The organism is Spiroplasma endosymbiont of Lasioglossum villosulum (assembly GCF_964020195.1).
GTDB lineage: Bacteria > Bacillota_I > Bacilli_A > Mycoplasmatales > VBWQ01 > Spiroplasma_E > Spiroplasma_E ixodetis_A.
Genome location: NZ_OZ026539.1, coordinates 612,505 through 631,326 on the forward strand (window position 1 = coordinate 612,505; position 18,822 = coordinate 631,326).

Sequence of the window (18,822 nt, forward strand, 5' to 3'; positions counted from 1 at the left end):
AAAAATCTCCTTTCATATGCCTTAAAAACACAAAAATTTATGATATAATTAATATAATCTTTAAGTTAGACACTGGTAGTAATAACTTATTAACTTTATTAATTACTTCATATATATTTTTATTTAATTTTTATAATATAATTATAACAAAAAATAGCATTATACTGCTATTTTTTTATTTCTTTTTTTAAATTTAAACATTTTCTTAACTTTATTTCCTAAACTTTTTCAAAACTTAAATTCTGGATGTTGTGATTTATACATAATCATAGCGCCAATAACAGTACCAATAATATTTAAAGAAATGGTAAACAATACGATTCCAAAAGGATTATTTTTTTCACATAACTCTCACCCTAAATTAATTAAATGAAGGGAAAATGCTATTCATGCTAATGATAAGGGAACTAACATAATATAAAATACAGTCATAGGTGGGTCTACTTCTTTTATTTCAGTTAACAATAAATAATCCATTTTACTTTCCTTTTCTATTTATATTTTTCTTTTATTGTACATTATTTTATTAAAAAAGAAAAGATAACTAATAAAAGTTATCTTTAAACGTTGCAATAGATTTGCTAATTATTTCAATCGTTTTTTAATATTATACTCTAAAACCAAACATTTTTCAACTAATATTTTAACAAATTTGTTAGAATAGTTAGGATAAAAAAATAAATAGAAAGGTGTTAAAAAATGTTTAATTATAAAAATAATCTTGAATATGAAATTAATAGAATTATAACAAATCATGTTAATAAAATCCATGCTTTTGATGAATATTTTTTTCAAAATAGAGATAAAGATAGATATAAAGTTGCTAAAAAATGTAATCTTAGTATTATTTTTGAATTTGGTAAAATGATTTTTAATCAAAGAGTTTATTGAGATAAATTAAAGAAAAAATATTATTATCCAGTTTATGAAGAGTTTAATATTGAAAAAAGAGCAAAAATTATTAGTTGATTAAAAGAAGAAATAATATTATATATTGTAAGAAAGAAATATTATCAATATATACCAGATATTTTAAAATTTACTTATGTTTCAAAAGTAACAATTAGTAAAATTCATAAAAATGCAAAAGTTCAAGAAAAATTACCAGAACAAAAATTTAAAGTTAAAAATAGTGAATTTATTTATATTAATGCTGATGATTGTTATGTTCCAGTTTGAAATAAAAATCATAAAAGAGAAATGCAAAAAATTCGTAGTATTTCATATAATACTGGTAAAAAACAAATAGGTAAAAATAGAAATAAATTATCAAATAAAATTTATACTTTTATGGGTGATTATAAATATAGTCCTAAAGAAGATTATTTACAAGCAAATCCTACAGTTGATTTTACTTGAAATGGATTAAAAAAATATTATGAATTTGAAAATGCAAAATTAGTAGTTTCTGGTGATGGTGCTGGATGAATATATAATTTAGCAAAATATTTGGGTGCTTATTATGTACTAGATAAATATCATGCTTTTTATTATTTATGAACAGCATATAAACCTGATAAAAGAAAAAATAAAGTTAATCCAGAAAATTTAAAAAACTTTTTAAAGGCTTGAAAATATTTTTGTAATGGTCAATATGATGAATTAATAGCATTTTTAATTGAAACAAAAGTAAATAAAGAAACTTTAAGAATTTTTGAAAATAATAAAGAAGGTATTATTAATCAACCTGCTGATTGAAATATTGGCTGTAGTGCTGAAAGTGATATTCAACATTTAGTTAAATCTCAAACTAAAGGTGCAAAAATATATGCTTATCCAACGTTAATTAATATGTTAATGGCTAGAGCCAATTATTTAAATAGTAGAAATTATATTAATAGTGCTTAAAGTAATACAATTTAATATTTTTTGTTTCTAATTTTAAGATTAGGATTTTTGTGTTGTTTAAATGTAATTTTATAATTATATTTTTTAACATTTTTAAAATTTATGATATAATTTAATTAACAAATATTTAGATTTGCTAGTTTTATTGTTTGAAGTTAGAAAATCTATCCGTTATATTTATTCGTCCGTCAATTAAAGTAAATTCATTTTCATTAGCTAAAAGTTTATAAATTATTTTATTATGATAATCATTATATTCAGTTGTTAAAGCATAAACATTATTTTTTGAAAAAAGTAAATATATTCTAAAATTATCTGCTTGACTTAAATAGATACCTCCTATTTTTTTAAATTCATTTTTATTGACTAGACATTTATAAACACCATCTTTCTTTGATCATACATATACATTGTTTGATGAATCTATTTTAATATTTGTAAAAGAATAATTATTAGTATTAGTTGTTACTTTCATTTTTTTAAATTCATTTTTATTGACTAGACATTTATAAATGCCATTAGTTTTTAAAGCATAAATATTATCTTTTGCGTCAAATTTTAAGTTTATTATTAATCCATTTATGCCTTTTATTTTTATGAATGTATTTTTATCATTAGTATATTTATAAATACCATCATTAGTTATTGAATATATTTCGCCTTTATTATTTTTATATAAATCAGAAAAAATAAAATCATTATTGCTTTGATGAACATTATTTTTTTTAAAACAATCATTTTGTAATGTGATTGTCCTTAAGTTAAAATTACTAATACAATTTTCAATAGTTATTGTAGATGCTAAGGTAGTTAATATTGTTAATATTTTTTTCATTAAAACTCTCCTTTTTGTTTTTTTCTATAACTTTTATAATAATAGGTTATTTTATATTTTAAGAACGTAAAAAAGAAAATGTAATAAAAGTATCTAAAAACTAAAAAAATAGTTTAATAGTAATTTTTGAATCTTGAAAATTATAAAAAAATATGTAATTAAAATTTTATTATTTATATTAGTTTTTTAATAATTGATTAGCGAAATATTTGGTCAATAACTCCACCACCAAGACAAATATCACCATCATAAAAAACAGCGGTTTGACCAGGCGTAATAGCGCGTATCTTTTCTGAAAATTCAACCTTAATTTCATCATTATTAATATTATTAATAATAACAGCAACATCAGATTGACGATAGCGAAATTTTGCATTACATTTTAAAGAGTTTTTTAATGTACTATTATTAATTCAATTCAATGATTTAACAGTACAACCGCTATTCATTAGTCATTTATTTTCATTATCATTAGCAACATAAAGGATATTATTAGTAACATCTTTTTCAACAACAAAATACGGAACTTTCATTCCTGAAAGATTAATACCTTTTCTTTGGCCAAGTGTATAGTAGTAAACACCATTGTGATTACCAATAGTAGTTTTGGTATTAATATCAACAATTTTGCCCGAATTAGTTGGTAAATAATTTGTTAAAAATGTTTGAAAATTACGATTACCAATAAAACATATGCCAGTAGAATCTTTTTTTGTTGCTGTTGGTAAATTATATATTTTTGCTAATTCCCTAACTTCAGTTTTAGTTTTATTACCTAAAGGAAATAAACTATATTTTAATTGTTTTTGTGTTAATTGACATAAAAAATAACTTTGATCCTTATTATCATCAATTCCTTTTAATAACTGATATTGTTTAGTAATTGGGTTGTAGTTAATTCGTGCATAGTGCCCCATTGCAATATAATCTGCTTGTAAATTTTTTTGTGCATATTTTAAAAAAGCATCGAATTTAATATATTTGTTACATAAAATATCGGGATTGGGAGTACGACTTTTTTTAAATTCTTCAAGAAAATAAGTAAAAACATTATCTCAATATTCCTTAACAAAATCAATTCTTTCTAATTTAATATTTAATTTTTGGCAAACAGTTAAAGCATCAAGATAATCTTGTTCTTGTGGACAAATATCTTGATTATTGTTACTTTGTAAATCATTATTTAAAAGTGAATCTCAATTACGCATAAAAAGACCAATAACTTCATGGCCTTCTGCTTGTAAAAGTGCTGCTGTTACTGATGAATCAACTCCACCACTCATACCAACAACAATGCGTTTTTTTTCTGTCATTTTATTACTCCTTAGTACTTTTCATAAATGCTTAATAATTGTAACAAATATATAATAAATACCCAAATAAATATTTTTAAATTATTGAATTTACATATTGATTATTAAGTGATAATCCTTTATACTAATGTTAAAACACATAAAAGCAATTTAACAAAATATGGTTTATAACCACTTTTGTAAAGTTTGTTATTAATGTGTTTTTTATGTTTTAATAAAGAAATAGAGAGAAGAGAAAAAATGCCACAAGAAGAAGAGTTATTAATAAATAATGATATAGATAGTAATATAGAAGCAAATACTATTAATAATAGTTGAAGTAGTTTAATATGATCAGATACTAAAAAAATAATTGGAACAGCTGGTTTATTAACAGCAGCAGTTGGTTTGAAAACTGTACAACGAGTATTTCAGGTAGCAGTTATTAGTATTGGATCATTTGATTGAAATAAAGTAAATCCTTTAAATAATTTAGTTGATTTTGGAGTAACTCCAGTACAATTGGTAATTAGTACACAAGCAATGAATTTATGAAAATGGGGAGCAGAAAAAATTTGACAAGAAGGAAGAACAGTATTTAATAGAACTGCTGATCAAGAAATGAGTCCACTTTTATCTTTATATTCCGAAATTGGTGTTGAGGAAGGTTATTCATGTCTTTCAAAAACATCTATTTTTGGAAAAATGCTAATAGCAAAAGTTGGATATTGAATTTCGAATCATTTTATGATTACTGCTTCTAGTATGTATTCAGTTGGTTCTTTAACTAGTTTAGCTGAATATTGAAGTAAAATTATTTATGGACCAAATATTTTATCAACAATTATACGAGCAGAAGTTTTATGTTATACTTCTATCTTAATAGATAAGGGTATAGAATATTTAACAAAAACACATATGTGGTTTGCTTTCAAAAGATATTTTAATTGTTTAAATAATAATATTAATGAAAATGATGAGTTAGAATCATTATTTTCTCAACAATCAAAATGTATGAGTCTTTTAAAAAGTGGTGGTTATTTAACAGCAATGGTAATAGCAACTATAATAGATAATGCAATTAAAACTGCAGCTGTTATGTATACTGCTGATAGATTACTAGAATTGAATCTACATTTTTTCAATTTGCTATTATGTTAGCTATATTATCAATGATACTATTGGTAATAAAGTATTAAATAAATATGCTAAAAAACAATGACAGAAATTTTTTAAGTCTACTCCAAATAATGAATTAGAGGAAATAGTAACTAATAGTAATTATATGAGTATTAATAGTAGTGATGAACGACAATTAACTAATAACTTTAATGATGAATTGGTGAGTGTTATTAATAGTATTAATGGTCCTGCATTTGGTGGTTGTCCTAGAAATCCTTCAATTGCATAAAATTTATTTGAATGAAAATAAAAAAAGTTAGAATAAACTATTCTAACTTTTTTTATAATTTACCAATTTCTAAACTTCCCAGTGTACTAATAGCACGTACATAAATTAACATTGATTTTCATAATTTGTCAACTTTAATACATTCATTATATTGATGTTCAGTTGAGTTAGTATGATCAAATATTGCACCAAATGCTACACAATTTGGCATTGCTCTAGCATAAGTTCCACCACCAATTGCAATTGGTTTTGCTTTTTTATCACCAGTAACTTCTTGATAAATTTCCATTAATTTAATAACAATTGTTGATTCTTGTGGCATATATAATGGTTTATCATAATGTTGTTGTTTTATTGTTAAATTATAAGGTTTTAATATTTTTGTTAATCTATTTAAAATTTCTTGTAAATCAGTTTTAACTGGAATACGGATATTACATCCTAATTTTGAATTTTTGCTATTAATTTCAACGATGCCAACATTAATAGTAAAACTTCCAGATTCATCATCTAAATCACCAAAATATTTTGTTAAAGCAGTATCTTCTTGTAAAATATCACCAACAAATTTAATTAGATTGTGTTCAATTTTAAGTTTATTTAAAATTAATAAACTTCTTAATCCTGCATTAATTCCTTCATCTGGTCGTGACCCATGTGCTGGTTTACCATGAATGGTAATTTGTTGATTATTATTTTCAATTCGATAGTTCTTATTTTTCCCAATTTTAACAAATGATTTAATATCAACACCATTAATATTACTAGTAGAACAAGTGACATTGTAAGCATCACCTGCATTAATAACAATGGATTTATGACCTGTACCAATAATATCTAAGTTAATAATTCCTTTTTCAGCATATACTAGCGGAAACATACCATCAGGAGTAAAACCAAAAGTTGGAGTACCTTCTTGCTTCATATATGTGTTAATTGAATCTCATGTTGTTTCTTCAGTTAAACCAAAGATAACTCTAATTCGACGATTTGGTTGATAACCATGATCTTTTAAATATTTTAAACAGTATAGAATAATAATTGTTGGACCTTTATCATCTAATACACCTCGTCCATATAAAATATCATTAATAATTTCTGGCGAAAAAGGTGAAATTTTTCATTCTTCTAAATTACCTGGTGGTACAACATCAAGATGACCTAATATGGCAAATATTTCTTTACCCTCACCATATTCTAAATATCCATATTTATTGTTTTTGTCACGATAAGTTTTAAAACCTAATTCTTGCCCTAAATTAATAGCATAATCTAATACTTCTTTAACACCAGGCCCATAAGGTGCTGTTGTTGTGGGTGGTTGAGCATATGATTGAATTTTAACAATTTCTTTTATTTTTGTTAGTGCTTGCGGAAAATATTTTTCTTTTAACAATTTTTCATTGAATTTCATATTTATTCACTCCTTGATATATAAATTTAAATAGTAGTATTAGTTATAATATCAACTATTAAATCATTTAACAATAATCAGGAACTATTTGTGCAAGATAAATGATTATTTTTTATTTTTATTTGTTTATTTTTGATTAATTTACTAATCAGTGGCTGCTCTAGAATGTTATTACTTTTGTTAAATTTTATTCCCTTTTTTAGTAATAAACCTTGTATTAATTTTTGGATTAAAATTTCATTTGTTGATAAGATACTATTTTTTTGATTGTTATTATTAATGTTATTGCTATTAGTAATTATTATTGCTTTATCTTCTGTTTTAATATATGAAACAGCATTTGGACCAATTCCATAATAGTTTTCTAATAAACAATATGCAATAATATATTTTGATTGATTATTAGTATTTTTACTATAACTATAGTATTCATAGTTATCATATTTGTGTTTTTTTAAGAAATTATTAATGTATCTTTTAATAGTAAGATTTTGTTTGTGATTATAACTATCATAGCTAATATGAGGTGTTTTTAATTGCATACATATTTGTAAATCATTATTGACATCAATTACTGTTTGATGAGGAAGATTATATTTTAAATCAATTGAGAAATTATTAATTTTTAAGTTAATAGCATCATTAATAATTTTTATACTTTGTTGATAATTAAATTTGTTATTTAATTGATTTTGAAAACTAATTATTTTTCAAATTAAACGATTAATTTGAAATTTGGAAAATAATTGTAGAGTTGTGAAATTAGTATTATTAATAGTACATTCAAAGTTGTATTCTTTGATAGTGGTTGTCAATGGTTTAAGTAGTATTAATAATTGTTCTAAAAAAATAATTGGTAAAACTGACTTATTTTTGTTAGCAAGATAAATTGTTTTTAAGTTTAATTGGTATTTATTTATTATATTTGTTAATTCTTTTTTAATACTTTCTATAAAATAAGAATAGTTAGTATTTACTTCATGTTTAAAATTAGGTATTTCTATATATAAATGTTCAATAGTAGTTTGTGTATTCATAAATAAATGATACTATATTTATTATGTTCTTGCTTTTCAATGTTGTTCTTTCGCAATATTTTTATTTCCTTTTGAAGAAATTTTAGTTTTTCAAGAAGGGTAATTTTCACCTTTACTTTTTGCATTAACAATATTCATTGGATCTAGATTATATAATTCAGTTGTTCCTTGTTGACTAGTAGGACGATGTAGAACAATAGTTCAAGAGTAAGTTTCTAAGTTATCTGCTGTGCTATAATCAGTGGTAAATGAATCACGAAACATTCAAGCACCACTATAATCTTTACGATATAATTTATCACTAACACCATCAATTATTTCCGCTTTTTCTCAAACAGCTTCAATTTGTTCTAATGTTCAATGGTGAGTAGTAACTTTTTGCACTTCGATTGTTTCTTTTTTTGTTTTTGTGTTTGTTTTTTCTATTATTGGTTGTGTTTCTTCAACAGTTATTGTTGTTGCTTGTTCATTAAAATTAGATGTTTCAGATTCAGAATAACTACTGTCTTTAACATCAAAACCACCTTGATTTTTTGGTTGGTAATTAGTTTCGGTATTAATATTACTTTCTGTTGTTGGTGATTTTGAATATATTGTTGTATCTTCTACACTTGTTTTTTCAACTGTTGGTTCTGAATATATTGTTGTATTTTCAATATTATCATTTATTTCTTCTTCATTTGTAATAGATTCGGATTTACTCTTAGTAAGAGTACCTGGTGTTGGTGAAACAGTTTCGGCATGATAGGCACCTTGCGTTGGTGTTTGTGATAGTTCATGATTAGTATAATGGACAGTTGCTGTTGAAGGGTTAGTGATTATTTTTTCTTGTGTTAGATCTTGCTTAAGAACAGTATTGTTAGTTTCTTGGTTTGCTATTTGTTGTTCTTCATTATTTTGAGTTACTGGTATTGGTACGACGTTAGGAAGCGTTATCATATCATCAACTTCTTGTTTTGCTATTACTGTTTCTTGTTTTGCTTTTGGTTTAGCAATAGGCATTAATAGTGTATTTGATTTGTATTTAGAGGTAATATTAATAATTAATCAAAGACTGTGGATTAATAAAAGTATTGCAAATAGCTCAGGCAACATTCATGGTAAAAAAGTTATTAGAAAGTTACCAGTTGTATTTATTATTTCGCCGTCTTTTTTATTAGCTAAGAAAGTAAAAGTTTTAAATCTAAAAATAAAAAATACAATAAGAAAGATAACAAATATTGCTGAAAAAATAAAACTTATTAAACAAAAAAGTGCTGATACACTATTTTTAGTTTTTAAAAAAATAAAAGGTACGACTACTAATGCTAAAGATAAACCAGAAACTATGAAAACAATAATACTTATTATATTGAAACTAATTTGTAAATTAGAATTAGGCTGTTGTGGATTATTGAATCATTTAATATAGTTATCAACTGCATCTCGACCAATAGTTGCTCATAAAGCCCAACCTATCATTAAACTTGTAGTAATTAGAAGACCATTAATAAGAATTGTTAATTTGCTATATAGACCAATACGATAAATTTTTGGTTCTTTCATTGAACTAGAATTTATTTCCTCTATCATAAAAATACCCCAATCTATTTTTAATATACTTACTCTTTTTATAATTATATCAAATTAAAAATTAAGATAGTGTCGTATAATTAATTGGACTGGAAAAATGAATAATATTAATATATTATTCTAATTAATATTGGTTTTTTAAATAAAATGAAAGTCTTTTTATTAAATTAAAGTTTTAGAGAAAAGGAAAATAAAAAGATATGTTAAATAAAACAGTAAAATAAATAAAAATAATAATTTTCGAATAACTATGTTATTTAAATAATGAATTTATTAATAGTTAAAATATTAATTATTAATGGAGAACTTGGTCATATAATAAAATTAAAAAAGATTATTAATTTGAATGGAGAAAATTTATGAAAAAAGAAAAAAGTCAAACAAAAATTAGTCATTTAGATAGATTAAAGTTAAAAACGCCACCTAATAAAGAATCAGCTGCGTTAAAAATACTTTGAGTAGCAGTAACACAAGTATTTCGTAAAAAATTAACAACAAAAATAACTATTTCAAAGCAATTATTAGGATTAGAAAAAGAATATTTACAATCAATAGTATTGAACTGTATTAATAAAGATTCTAAGCAAATAATTTGAACTAAAAATATTTCTTTACCCCTTGATGAACTATGTTTATCATTTGGCATGTATAAATTAAGTGTTACTTTGAAAAATCCAAATAAAGAGGAATCTAATTATTCTGGTTTATTAAATACAAATGATAAATCTGAAGAAACAATAGTATATGAATTATTATTTGATGGAAAATGATTTAAAATAAATGATATTGAAAGTTTCAATATGAATTTGGCAGAAAGATTAAAATACAAAATTAATGAATTAGAAAGTAATTTAGAATGTGATAGTGATTTTGATGACATTGAAAAAAAAGATATCAACGCAATTGATTTACAAACTCAATCATCAACAGTTAAATCTAAATTAAATTTACCAAACTTGTAAAAAATATTAAAAAGTTTATTGCATAATTTTAAAACTTTAGCAAAAATAAGTGTAAACTAAATAAACCTATTGTTTTTTATTTTTAAAATAATGGGTTTTTATTTAAATAAGGGGGAATCAAAATGAGTTTACAAACAAAAACTATTATTGAAGAAGAATTAAGAAATGTAGCAGATTTAACATGATTTACTAAAAATTTTATTAGGTGTCATCAAAATTGACATCATGGTGAAACATGTAAATTTGAAAATCATTTTGATGAAAAAGATAAAAAATGTTTTCAATTTAGAACAATTATTAAGAAACAAAATGAAGATTATTTTATTTATGATGAAATAATAAAAAGAGAAGATAAAACCTTTTTTTTATTAAGATTATATGATGATAAAAGAAAAAAAGTTTGAGAATTATTAATTTATTTTGAAAAAAATGAAATTGTTCAACAAATTAGACATTTACGTTATAAGCAATTTTTAAATGAAATTAAAAATAATGCAAAGCTTATAAAAAAAGAATCTAAACATACAACTATCATTAGAACACCATTTTTAGAATTTGTAAGAACTATTACAAATCAAAAACAAGATAATATTACAGAAGAAGTACAAGATAAATATTGAATTTTTAAAAGGTTTATATGAAAGATTTTTCATGGTTTAATATTTTTTATTGCGTGGGGTGCCACATCTCCTATTGCTAAAATAATTATCACACCAATAATTAGTACATTTGTTGTGTCAAGTGCTATTATGGGTTGATTACCTTTTACTATTGCTGGTATTGTTGCTGGTATTTGTTACAAAATTTTATGTGAATGTGCTAAAAAATTAAGACCAGTAATGTCTTCAATTGTAAAAGACAAGTATCAAATTGAATTAGAACAAAAAATAGAAGAACTAGAAAATAGATCAAATAATTTAGAAGAAGAAGTTCAATATTTAAAAGACATATCTTTAAATTCAAAAGAAGTAATAGAAGAAAGAATTTTAAACTGTTTGCTACAAACTAGAGAAAAAAATGAATCAAAAACTTTTGAAACTTGCAAAAAAGAATTGGGAGATTGTCAAAAATCCGAAATAAATTAAATCGTTGTAGTCTTATTATATTTTAGACAAGAAATAATTTGGATTTTTATGAAATTGTAAATTTATTTTACTACTAATTTAAAAATATTACAATTAAAATACTCAATTTTATAAATTATAAAAACATTTTAATAATTTAATTAACATAAATATATAACAAAAATTCTTATTAACTTTTAATTTAATAAGTTTTTTTAATTTTTTATTTTAAAATAAGTAAAATTATGTTTTTAAATTTATTTGATTACATTTAAAAATAACCATTTTTATATAAATAAAAATACTATATGTTCTATTAACAATCATTTCTTTTAAAACATGTCAAATATTTGTTTCAGTAAAACAACCAATATTTCATTTTGCACCTTGATTTTTAATACCTTTTTTATTATTTTTAAAATATTGTTTTTTTAACTTTTTATGATTATCTAATTCTTTATATAAATAATCAATTAATTGTTCATATTGACCATTATTAATGAAATCTTTACAATTATTATATTCACTTCAATATTTTCCTTTATTTCCCGCCATTATACCAAGATATAATGTTCTAATTAAATGGAATTTATCTAAAACAACCTCAGCACCAAGATAATCAGCAACTTCTTTAATTCATCCAGCACTATCTCCACAAATAATTATTTTTGCTTGTTCAACATTTTCATAAAATTTTTGACAATGTTCTTTAACAAATTCAGCAGTTTTTTTAACTCCAATTGCTGTTCTTGTTGGTCTAATAATTGCTTTTACTCTTTTATTTTGTACTTTATGATTAATATTATCTGTATATGTTGTTATTAATCTCATAGAGTATTTTATACCTTTACGTTTAAAATCTCAAAACTTTCGATGTCCATCATCAATTGCTACAAAAATAGGTTGATTTTTTTCTAATTTTACTTTTACTGGATTTGCTTCAATTACTTCTAAATTTTTAAAAACTCTATGAACAGTACTAACACTAATACCTGCTTTTTTACAAATAGCATAAATATCATGATATCTTTTTCCATCAGCAAAATATTCAATAATAGTTTGTTCAACATCTTCACCAATTCTTTTATATTTAGGTAATTCTAGTCATTCATCAACTAAACAAATACGAACTCATTTTTGTAATTTTTCATCAAAATATTCATAAATTCTTCTTTTATAAGTTACTAATCCATACATTATTTTTCTTGTTCGATATTGATAATCAACAATTTTATATTTCTTTTTATCTCTTGTATTTTTTATTCTTCAATCTCGTTTTTCTCACTTATTTGTTATATATTCTAAAACTAATTTATCAATTTTTGCACTTTGTTCTCTAAAATTTCATTTATAATTAAAATTCACATTTACTTCTCCTAACTATTTTAAAAAAATCTAAATTTATTGTAAATATATTTAAAAAATTAATTTACTTAATTATTATATAAATATATAAGTGTAATTTTAAATAAAATAAAAATTATTTAAAAAAACACTTTCATATTTGCTATATAATAAACAATTTCAATATAATTAATAGTATAGGTCTCATAAAATAAACGCCTTTAATTTAGGAGTTATTTTGAATTTAAAAGCATACTTGTAAAAATAATCAAAAATAGTACAATTTAAAAGTAAAATTAAGGAAAAAAGGAGTAATTTAATATGAAAACATGAATAAAAACAAATTTTTATAAAATAACATCAATTTTAGCATTATTTTTAGCAACAACTGGATTAATAGTTGGAGCAGTATCACATCATAAAACAAATGATTTAACTTATTATTTAGATTATGAGGGTAATGCGCACTGGGGGGGCAACTATATGAGAATATAAAGTAAGTGATAAACATAAAATATCACTTTATTTTGGATTTAAACCTACATCTGAAAATGATATAAAATGAAACGGAATTTATCCCGATGGATATTTTAGTAACTAACAAATAAATTAAGGAGATATTAATAATATGCTTAGTAAAGAATTAGTAATTAAAAAATTAAAAGATAAAATTAAAATATGTGAAAAAATAAAAAAAGAAAATCAACTAAAATTAAAAAATAAAAAATTGAAAAATACTGATGAAATAACAGAATTAAAAAATATGGAAATGATAGTCTTTAATGACTTTGAAATTCAACTTTGAAAAAAATTCATTAAAGAAATAGAAAATGGTGACTTTGATAATAAATTACAAAATTAAATATATTATATTAAATTTCAATATTTATATAAGAAATATTTTCATTATATTTGTCAAATAAATTAATATTGGTTAAGTTTATTTCTTTTTTATCTGTTATTAAAATTAAATCATAATTACCAGCACCAAATATCCCACTAATTTCTAACCGATTTAAGTTATTAATCGGATTTTCAATTTGTAATTCAAATTCATTACTATTATCAATTTTAAAAATTTCTTTATAAAATTCTAATTTAGAAAATAATTGTGATTTATTTGAACCATATAAATTTAAAGAATCTTCAATTTTTATTTTATCAATAATTGCTCTTGTAAAATATTTTCCATACTCACCGTTACCAAGTGTTCAATCAGCAGGAATCAATGATGGAATATTATTGCTTTCTAATTCATTTGTTATAGATAATCAGTTAAATTGATTATCATCTAGTTTGAATAATTCATTTTGACTAATATCATTATTTTTTAATTTAATATTATTTATATCAATAAAATCAAAATATGCAGATTTTAATATTACTTTTGCATCTTTAAATTCTCAAACTTTATCAGGTGTAGAATGTATAGGATTTGATTTTAATTCAAAGTAATAAGGCAATAATAATTTATAGTCATCATTTAAACCATTATTAATAGAGATAGTTGAATAAATATTTTTTGATATCATAATAACTATTTGTTTAAATATTTGAACTTGTGGTAAATTTATATAATTTGGGTAATCTAACTCTCATTGTTTAAATAAATTAGTAATAACATCGCTTGGTTTTTGATTTTCAAATTTATTACGTAATTTTGCAATGTCTTCATTAAGTTTTGATTTGTCAAAACCATCAAAATTCCTATTATAAGTATATGTATAAGTTAGCATATCTAATAATACTTTTTGTAAACTATCAATTGTTGGTCTATCTTTTATTTCTAATTCAACATCATGAAATTTATTTGTTGTAGAAATAAATAAATTATAGTTACCTGCTAAAAATCATGACTCTAATTTTGTATCTTTTAATTCTAGTTCATCAGATAATGGTCATACTTTTGAATTTTTAGTAACATCATAACCAATTTTAGCATTAGTAACTCTTGCATTATTAATAATTTCTTTTCTTGTTTCACTTCCACCACCAATAGCAATTAAATCTAAAACTGATTTTTCTTGTTCTATAAATTGTTTTGCTAATTTTCAAGGTAAAATTTGTTCACTAAATCATTGTTGTAATATTCTAACTTTTGGTTGAGTTTCAATAGGCATTGATAACAGCGGAAATGCTATTTTATCTTTAACAAATAATTTAGGGTATACTTCCATATTGTCAACTTCACCAAGTACTTTTATATTACCAAAAATCATGCTTCTAGGGGCTTTAATTTTTAAACCAGTTACTTTTGTATCTTTATCTAATGGTTTTTGTAATTTAATAATAATGGGATAACCATCTCTTGTTTTAAAATCTTTAATTTTAATAATAGTAATACTTTTAGTACTTCTTGATTTTGGATTTTGATAAGGTTGTGAATAATTATTTATGATATATAAATTATCAATATTATTTTCAGTTAATGGTTCATTAATAGATACTGCATATAACTTAAATTGATTTAATAAATTTATTTCTTGAAAAATTAAATTTTTAATATCAGTCATACTATATTCAATTGTATTATCATTAATATTAGGACTTGCTCTTTGATTTAATTGCATAGTAAAGTCTGATGTTTCAACAGCAGTAGTTTTTAATACTTTTTCAATATCAATAAAACCTATTTTAATAGTATTTGCTGAAAATTTTAAACTATTATTTTCATTATTTTTAAATAAACGCTCAATTTCATAAATATATAAAGTTCTTTTTTTAAATTCATCGTATGCTCTATTAATATCTGGGTCACTACTAGCACTCATCATATTAGTAAAATCATAAGGAATATTATCAATTAAATAATCATTTTCTACTTCTGCTTGATTAAGTTTAGTTTGTTTCTGTGGAAACTTCGTTTGTGGTTTGTTTTTGTTTTCCATTGTTCTCTCCTATTAATTGGTTATTTTCGGGATTAAATAGTTTTAATTTAACTGTTAAATTATTAAGTTTTTGTTCATCATTAATATTAAATGTTTTACTATTTAATAAATCTTTATCAATTTTCACTAATATTTGAATAAATTTAAGAATATCAATATTAAATTGTCATAATTTTTGTTCAATATAATTAATAGTTGAAATATTTACTGCTGTACTTTCGGGAACTGATTGTTGTGTTGATTTCTTTTGACTTGGAATATGAATACCACAACGTTTAAATATTTCATTAACATTTCAATCATATATATCAGTTAAATTTTTACCTTTAAAGTTACTATTTGTCATATTGATATTTTCGTTTTGTTCGTTATTATCTCCGCCACTTTTAAAAATATAATTTTTAGTAACCAAAGTTCTTACTGCTTCTTCTAATGTTGATTGAACATTACCATAAGTTTGATTAAAAATAAACTTTGGTGAGTTTAAAATAGTATCTAAAACAATTTGTTCATAAATAACATCTAATGCTTTAATTTTATCCATTACTTTATTACAATCTGCTAACTCATTTGCTTTATTACGCATAATTGCTATTGGAATATAATTAATATTTAATGTTTGTTCTTGTTCTAAATTGGGATTATTAATATATTCTTTAAAAGATAATGGAAATTGTTTTTTACTATCATTAACACTATAAATTGCACGGTTAATTGTGACTTGTTCATTATTTAATGTATAAATTTCAAATAATCTTACCATTTGTGCATTTTGTTCATAACTATCATAAAAAATAGTGCATTGAATTAATTTACCAGTAATATCATAAACTCTTTGTTGTATATCTACTACTTGAAAATATAAGTCATCATTAGCAATATAAATTAAATAACCACTAATTCCTAATTTGCTTAATTTAAAAATAGAGTTTCAATTTTTTCTATAAAATTCTTGTTTAATTAAATATTGTTTAATAGTTTCATTATTAATATCTAATGGAGCATTATATAAATTAGCGTTATTTTCTGCTACAAAATCAGTAAAATAAGTTTCATGATTAAAATCATTAAAACCAAAATAATTTAAAATTGAAGCATGTGTACTTTTATTTTTATTAGTTAAAAATTTTATTTTTTCATTTTGATTATCACTAATATTACTTTTTTCTTTTCTTTTAAATAGACTTAACATAATATTCATCACCTTTTTTTAAAATATTTGATTAATTTTTAATATGATTTTTACAATGATAAATATAATTAAACCTGCTGTTGCTGATGATAAAATTACTCCTATTAAACCTAAAATAATTTTTATAATTTTAAAAAACATAATATTATTCCTGTAATTCTTCTAATTTTTTAAAAATATAATCTCTACCCATACCCCACATTATTCTATTATTATAAATATTAATTTCAGTATCCGCATTAACATTATTATTTGATATTCATAAACTACTTTTTAAAACATTTGTATCTAATTGATAATAAAAATTAATTATTTGTCAACTATAATTTTTATTATTTTCTTTACTAGTATAATCACCAAAACTATAATATATTCTATAATGTGTTTTATCTTTAAATATATATTCTATATGTGTAATATTATTTTTATCTACTACGACTTTACCTACTTCTTTTCAATTTGAACCACTTGGACTTGGTGTTGGAGGAATATCTTTTAATTCAATATCTCAATTATTTTCTTCTATTTCATTAGTTTCTAAATTTTTTGAATTAATTTTTATAGGTTTATCTATATTAATTACACTTGGTGAAGTAATATCTAATGTATTACTTTTAATGCTATAAATTTTATTACTTGTTTTAGGCTTATATATTTTAGTTCCTAGTTTATTTCCATCTAGATTAGTTACTATTCAAGAATTACCATCAAAATATGATAGTATTAATTCATCATTTTCGGGTTGGACACTTAAATGAGCTTTAATTTCATTAGTAGAATTTGAGTAATAACCTGCTGAATCAATAGCTACATTATGGGCTGTTGGTACTGCACCATAAAAGAAAAATACTCCTTTAAGTCCTTGACTGCTTGACATATTAGGTGACCAAAAAATTTGATAATATGTATTTCTTGTTAAAATCATTGATTTTTGCTCTTCTCATTGTGGATTATTTAAAAAATCTTGTGGTGTTATTAAATAAGAACTTACAGATATTACATTATCTTCTGTAATATTAATGCCATGGCCAGTAATTAATTTATTTTGTTTAGTATTAGTTAAGGCTGTAATATTTTTTTGTTGTTTAGCAGAAAAATCACAGGTTGGTGCATGTGTAAAATCACCAATTTGTGGATTATTTTGTAATGCTTCAGGTGGTAATGTTCCAATTTCATCTGGTCAATCTAAAATCATTGTTTCAGTTTCTTTATCATAACCAGTTGCAACATAACCTTTATTAACAAATTTACTAATAGGACCTCTATATATTTCATTTTCATTATCATCAACTAAATCATCATATAATTTAATTTGTTTTAATAATGTAAATTCTTTTTGTTCTTTAATTAATTCATCAACTTGATTTCTAGTATAAAATGCTTTTAAGTCAATTTTTTCAACATCTATTTCATCATCATTATAACTTGAAAATATTTGTTTTAATTCTGTTAATCTTGCTCATATTTTCATTCTACTAGGTGCTAAATCTCAAACATTAATTGTAGGAGTACTATTTGCACTAAATTGAGTACCATTATTAAATTGAATAGTAGCATCAACATTAAATTCAATTGGTGTACGATTAAATACTCAATGTTCAACCATTACATAAACCATATCTCTTAATGTTTCTTTAATTAATTCATCTTTAAAACTATCAAAAGGAAATTTAGATAAAATAAAATCAAGATAAGCATTAATATCATTTTGAGCACGAATAGCAAAAGTTTTAAATCAATCATTAACATTAGGTCATGTTTGTATGTATTGCTGTGGTGTTTCTGTAATTTTTCCAGTTAATGGATATCAGTTATTATAATTTTCAAGACTGACATCAGTTCAAAGTTTATTAATCATAATTTATCATTCCTTAAAAAATGTTTGTTTATAATGATGAGTATGTTTTTTTGTTTTTTTATGTGTTATATGTTCAATTTCTTTTTGTATTTTATTTTTACCTTT

At 22.4% G+C, this 18,822-nt stretch carries 18 protein-coding genes; 7 read left to right on the forward strand and 11 right to left on the reverse strand.

The window, feature by feature from the left end:
• Positions 1–159: 159 nt before the first annotated feature.
• Positions 160–477, reverse strand: coding sequence for a hypothetical protein (locus AACK81_RS03525; RefSeq protein WP_338962703.1), 318 nt, complete (start codon positions 475–477; stop codon positions 160–162).
• A gap of 222 nt (positions 478–699) precedes the next feature.
• Here AACK81_RS03525 and AACK81_RS03530 point away from each other — a divergent pair, with 222 nt between their 5' ends.
• Positions 700–1,848 (forward strand): Mbov_0401 family ICE element transposase-like protein, encoded by a 1,149-nt coding sequence (locus AACK81_RS03530; RefSeq protein WP_338962706.1) that lies wholly within the window; start codon positions 700–702, stop codon positions 1,846–1,848.
• Positions 1,849–1,990: 142 nt separating this feature from the next.
• On the opposite strand, the gene AACK81_RS03535 is transcribed toward AACK81_RS03530, so the two are convergent.
• Together AACK81_RS03535 and mnmA are read right to left on the reverse strand one after the other, a co-directional pair.
• Entirely contained in the window at positions 1,991–2,683 is a 693-nt protein-coding gene (locus AACK81_RS03535; protein WP_338962709.1) for a hypothetical protein, read from the reverse strand.
• A gap of 197 nt (positions 2,684–2,880) precedes the next feature.
• On the reverse strand, positions 2,881–3,996 hold the full coding sequence (mnmA, locus tag AACK81_RS03540) for a tRNA 2-thiouridine(34) synthase MnmA (RefSeq protein WP_338962711.1): 1,116 nt from the start codon (positions 3,994–3,996) through the stop codon (positions 2,881–2,883).
• Between the two features lie 240 nt (positions 3,997–4,236).
• On the opposite strand from mnmA, the gene AACK81_RS03545 reads away from it, so the two are divergent.
• A complete protein-coding gene (locus AACK81_RS03545) occupies positions 4,237–5,136 on the forward strand; it encodes a hypothetical protein (RefSeq protein ID WP_338962713.1) in 900 nt (299 codons plus the stop codon).
• Between the two features lie 124 nt (positions 5,137–5,260).
• Positions 5,261–5,386: a hypothetical protein gene (locus tag AACK81_RS03550; protein ID WP_338962716.1), complete on the forward strand. Its 126-nt coding sequence runs from the start codon at positions 5,261–5,263 to the stop codon at positions 5,384–5,386.
• Between the two features lie 52 nt (positions 5,387–5,438).
• Here AACK81_RS03550 and AACK81_RS03555 read toward each other — a convergent pair whose 3' ends face one another.
• Genes AACK81_RS03555 through AACK81_RS03565 form a run of 3 tightly spaced genes read right to left on the reverse strand, consistent with a single transcriptional unit; the run spans position 5,439 to position 9,409 of the window.
• A complete protein-coding gene (locus AACK81_RS03555) occupies positions 5,439–6,800 on the reverse strand; it encodes a Sapep family Mn(2+)-dependent dipeptidase (RefSeq protein ID WP_338962718.1) in 1,362 nt (453 codons plus the stop codon).
• Between the two features lie 26 nt (positions 6,801–6,826).
• Positions 6,827–7,837 (reverse strand): hypothetical protein, encoded by a 1,011-nt coding sequence (locus tag AACK81_RS03560; RefSeq protein ID WP_338962720.1) that lies wholly within the window; start codon positions 7,835–7,837, stop codon positions 6,827–6,829.
• Between the two features lie 21 nt (positions 7,838–7,858).
• Positions 7,859–9,409, reverse strand: coding sequence for a hypothetical protein (locus AACK81_RS03565; RefSeq protein ID WP_338962723.1), 1,551 nt, complete (start codon positions 9,407–9,409; stop codon positions 7,859–7,861).
• Between the two features lie 359 nt (positions 9,410–9,768).
• Here AACK81_RS03565 and AACK81_RS03570 point away from each other — a divergent pair, with 359 nt between their 5' ends.
• Both AACK81_RS03570 and AACK81_RS03575 read left to right on the forward strand, forming a co-directional pair.
• The gene (locus AACK81_RS03570; RefSeq protein WP_338962726.1) at positions 9,769–10,371 is read left to right on the forward strand and encodes a hypothetical protein; all 603 of its coding nucleotides are present in this window, start codon (positions 9,769–9,771) and stop codon (positions 10,369–10,371) included.
• A 122-nt stretch (positions 10,372–10,493) separates the two neighbouring features.
• Complete coding sequence (locus AACK81_RS03575) at positions 10,494–11,456, forward strand: hypothetical protein (protein WP_338962729.1); 963 nt, start codon at positions 10,494–10,496, stop codon at positions 11,454–11,456.
• A gap of 222 nt (positions 11,457–11,678) precedes the next feature.
• Here the strand turns inward: AACK81_RS03575 and AACK81_RS03580 are convergent, their stop codons facing one another.
• Positions 11,679–12,800, reverse strand: coding sequence for an Mbov_0401 family ICE element transposase-like protein (locus AACK81_RS03580; protein WP_338962732.1), 1,122 nt, complete (start codon positions 12,798–12,800; stop codon positions 11,679–11,681).
• Positions 12,801–13,100: 300 nt separating this feature from the next.
• Here AACK81_RS03580 and AACK81_RS03585 point away from each other — a divergent pair, with 300 nt between their 5' ends.
• Positions 13,101–13,274, forward strand: a complete 174-nt coding sequence (locus AACK81_RS03585) for a hypothetical protein (protein ID WP_338962734.1) — start codon at positions 13,101–13,103, stop codon at positions 13,272–13,274.
• A 133-nt stretch (positions 13,275–13,407) separates the two neighbouring features.
• On the forward strand, positions 13,408–13,641 hold the full coding sequence (locus AACK81_RS03590) for a hypothetical protein (protein WP_338962736.1): 234 nt from the start codon (positions 13,408–13,410) through the stop codon (positions 13,639–13,641).
• Between the two features lie 10 nt (positions 13,642–13,651).
• Here the strand turns inward: AACK81_RS03590 and AACK81_RS03595 are convergent, their stop codons facing one another.
• From AACK81_RS03595 to AACK81_RS03610, 4 genes are read right to left on the reverse strand one after another with little or no spacing between them, the layout of a single operon-like run.
• On the reverse strand, positions 13,652–15,667 hold the full coding sequence (locus AACK81_RS03595; protein ID WP_338962737.1) for a hypothetical protein: 2,016 nt from the start codon (positions 15,665–15,667) through the stop codon (positions 13,652–13,654).
• On the reverse strand, positions 15,618–16,859 hold the full coding sequence (locus AACK81_RS03600; RefSeq protein ID WP_338962740.1) for a hypothetical protein: 1,242 nt from the start codon (positions 16,857–16,859) through the stop codon (positions 15,618–15,620). The genes AACK81_RS03595 and AACK81_RS03600 overlap by 50 nt, the downstream gene beginning before the upstream one ends.
• A gap of 18 nt (positions 16,860–16,877) precedes the next feature.
• On the reverse strand, positions 16,878–17,000 hold the full coding sequence (locus AACK81_RS03605; RefSeq protein ID WP_255495924.1) for a hypothetical protein: 123 nt from the start codon (positions 16,998–17,000) through the stop codon (positions 16,878–16,880).
• A 4-nt stretch (positions 17,001–17,004) separates the two neighbouring features.
• Entirely contained in the window at positions 17,005–18,717 is a 1,713-nt protein-coding gene (locus AACK81_RS03610) for a hypothetical protein (RefSeq protein WP_338962742.1), read from the reverse strand.
• Between the last annotated feature and the right edge of the window lie 105 nt (positions 18,718–18,822).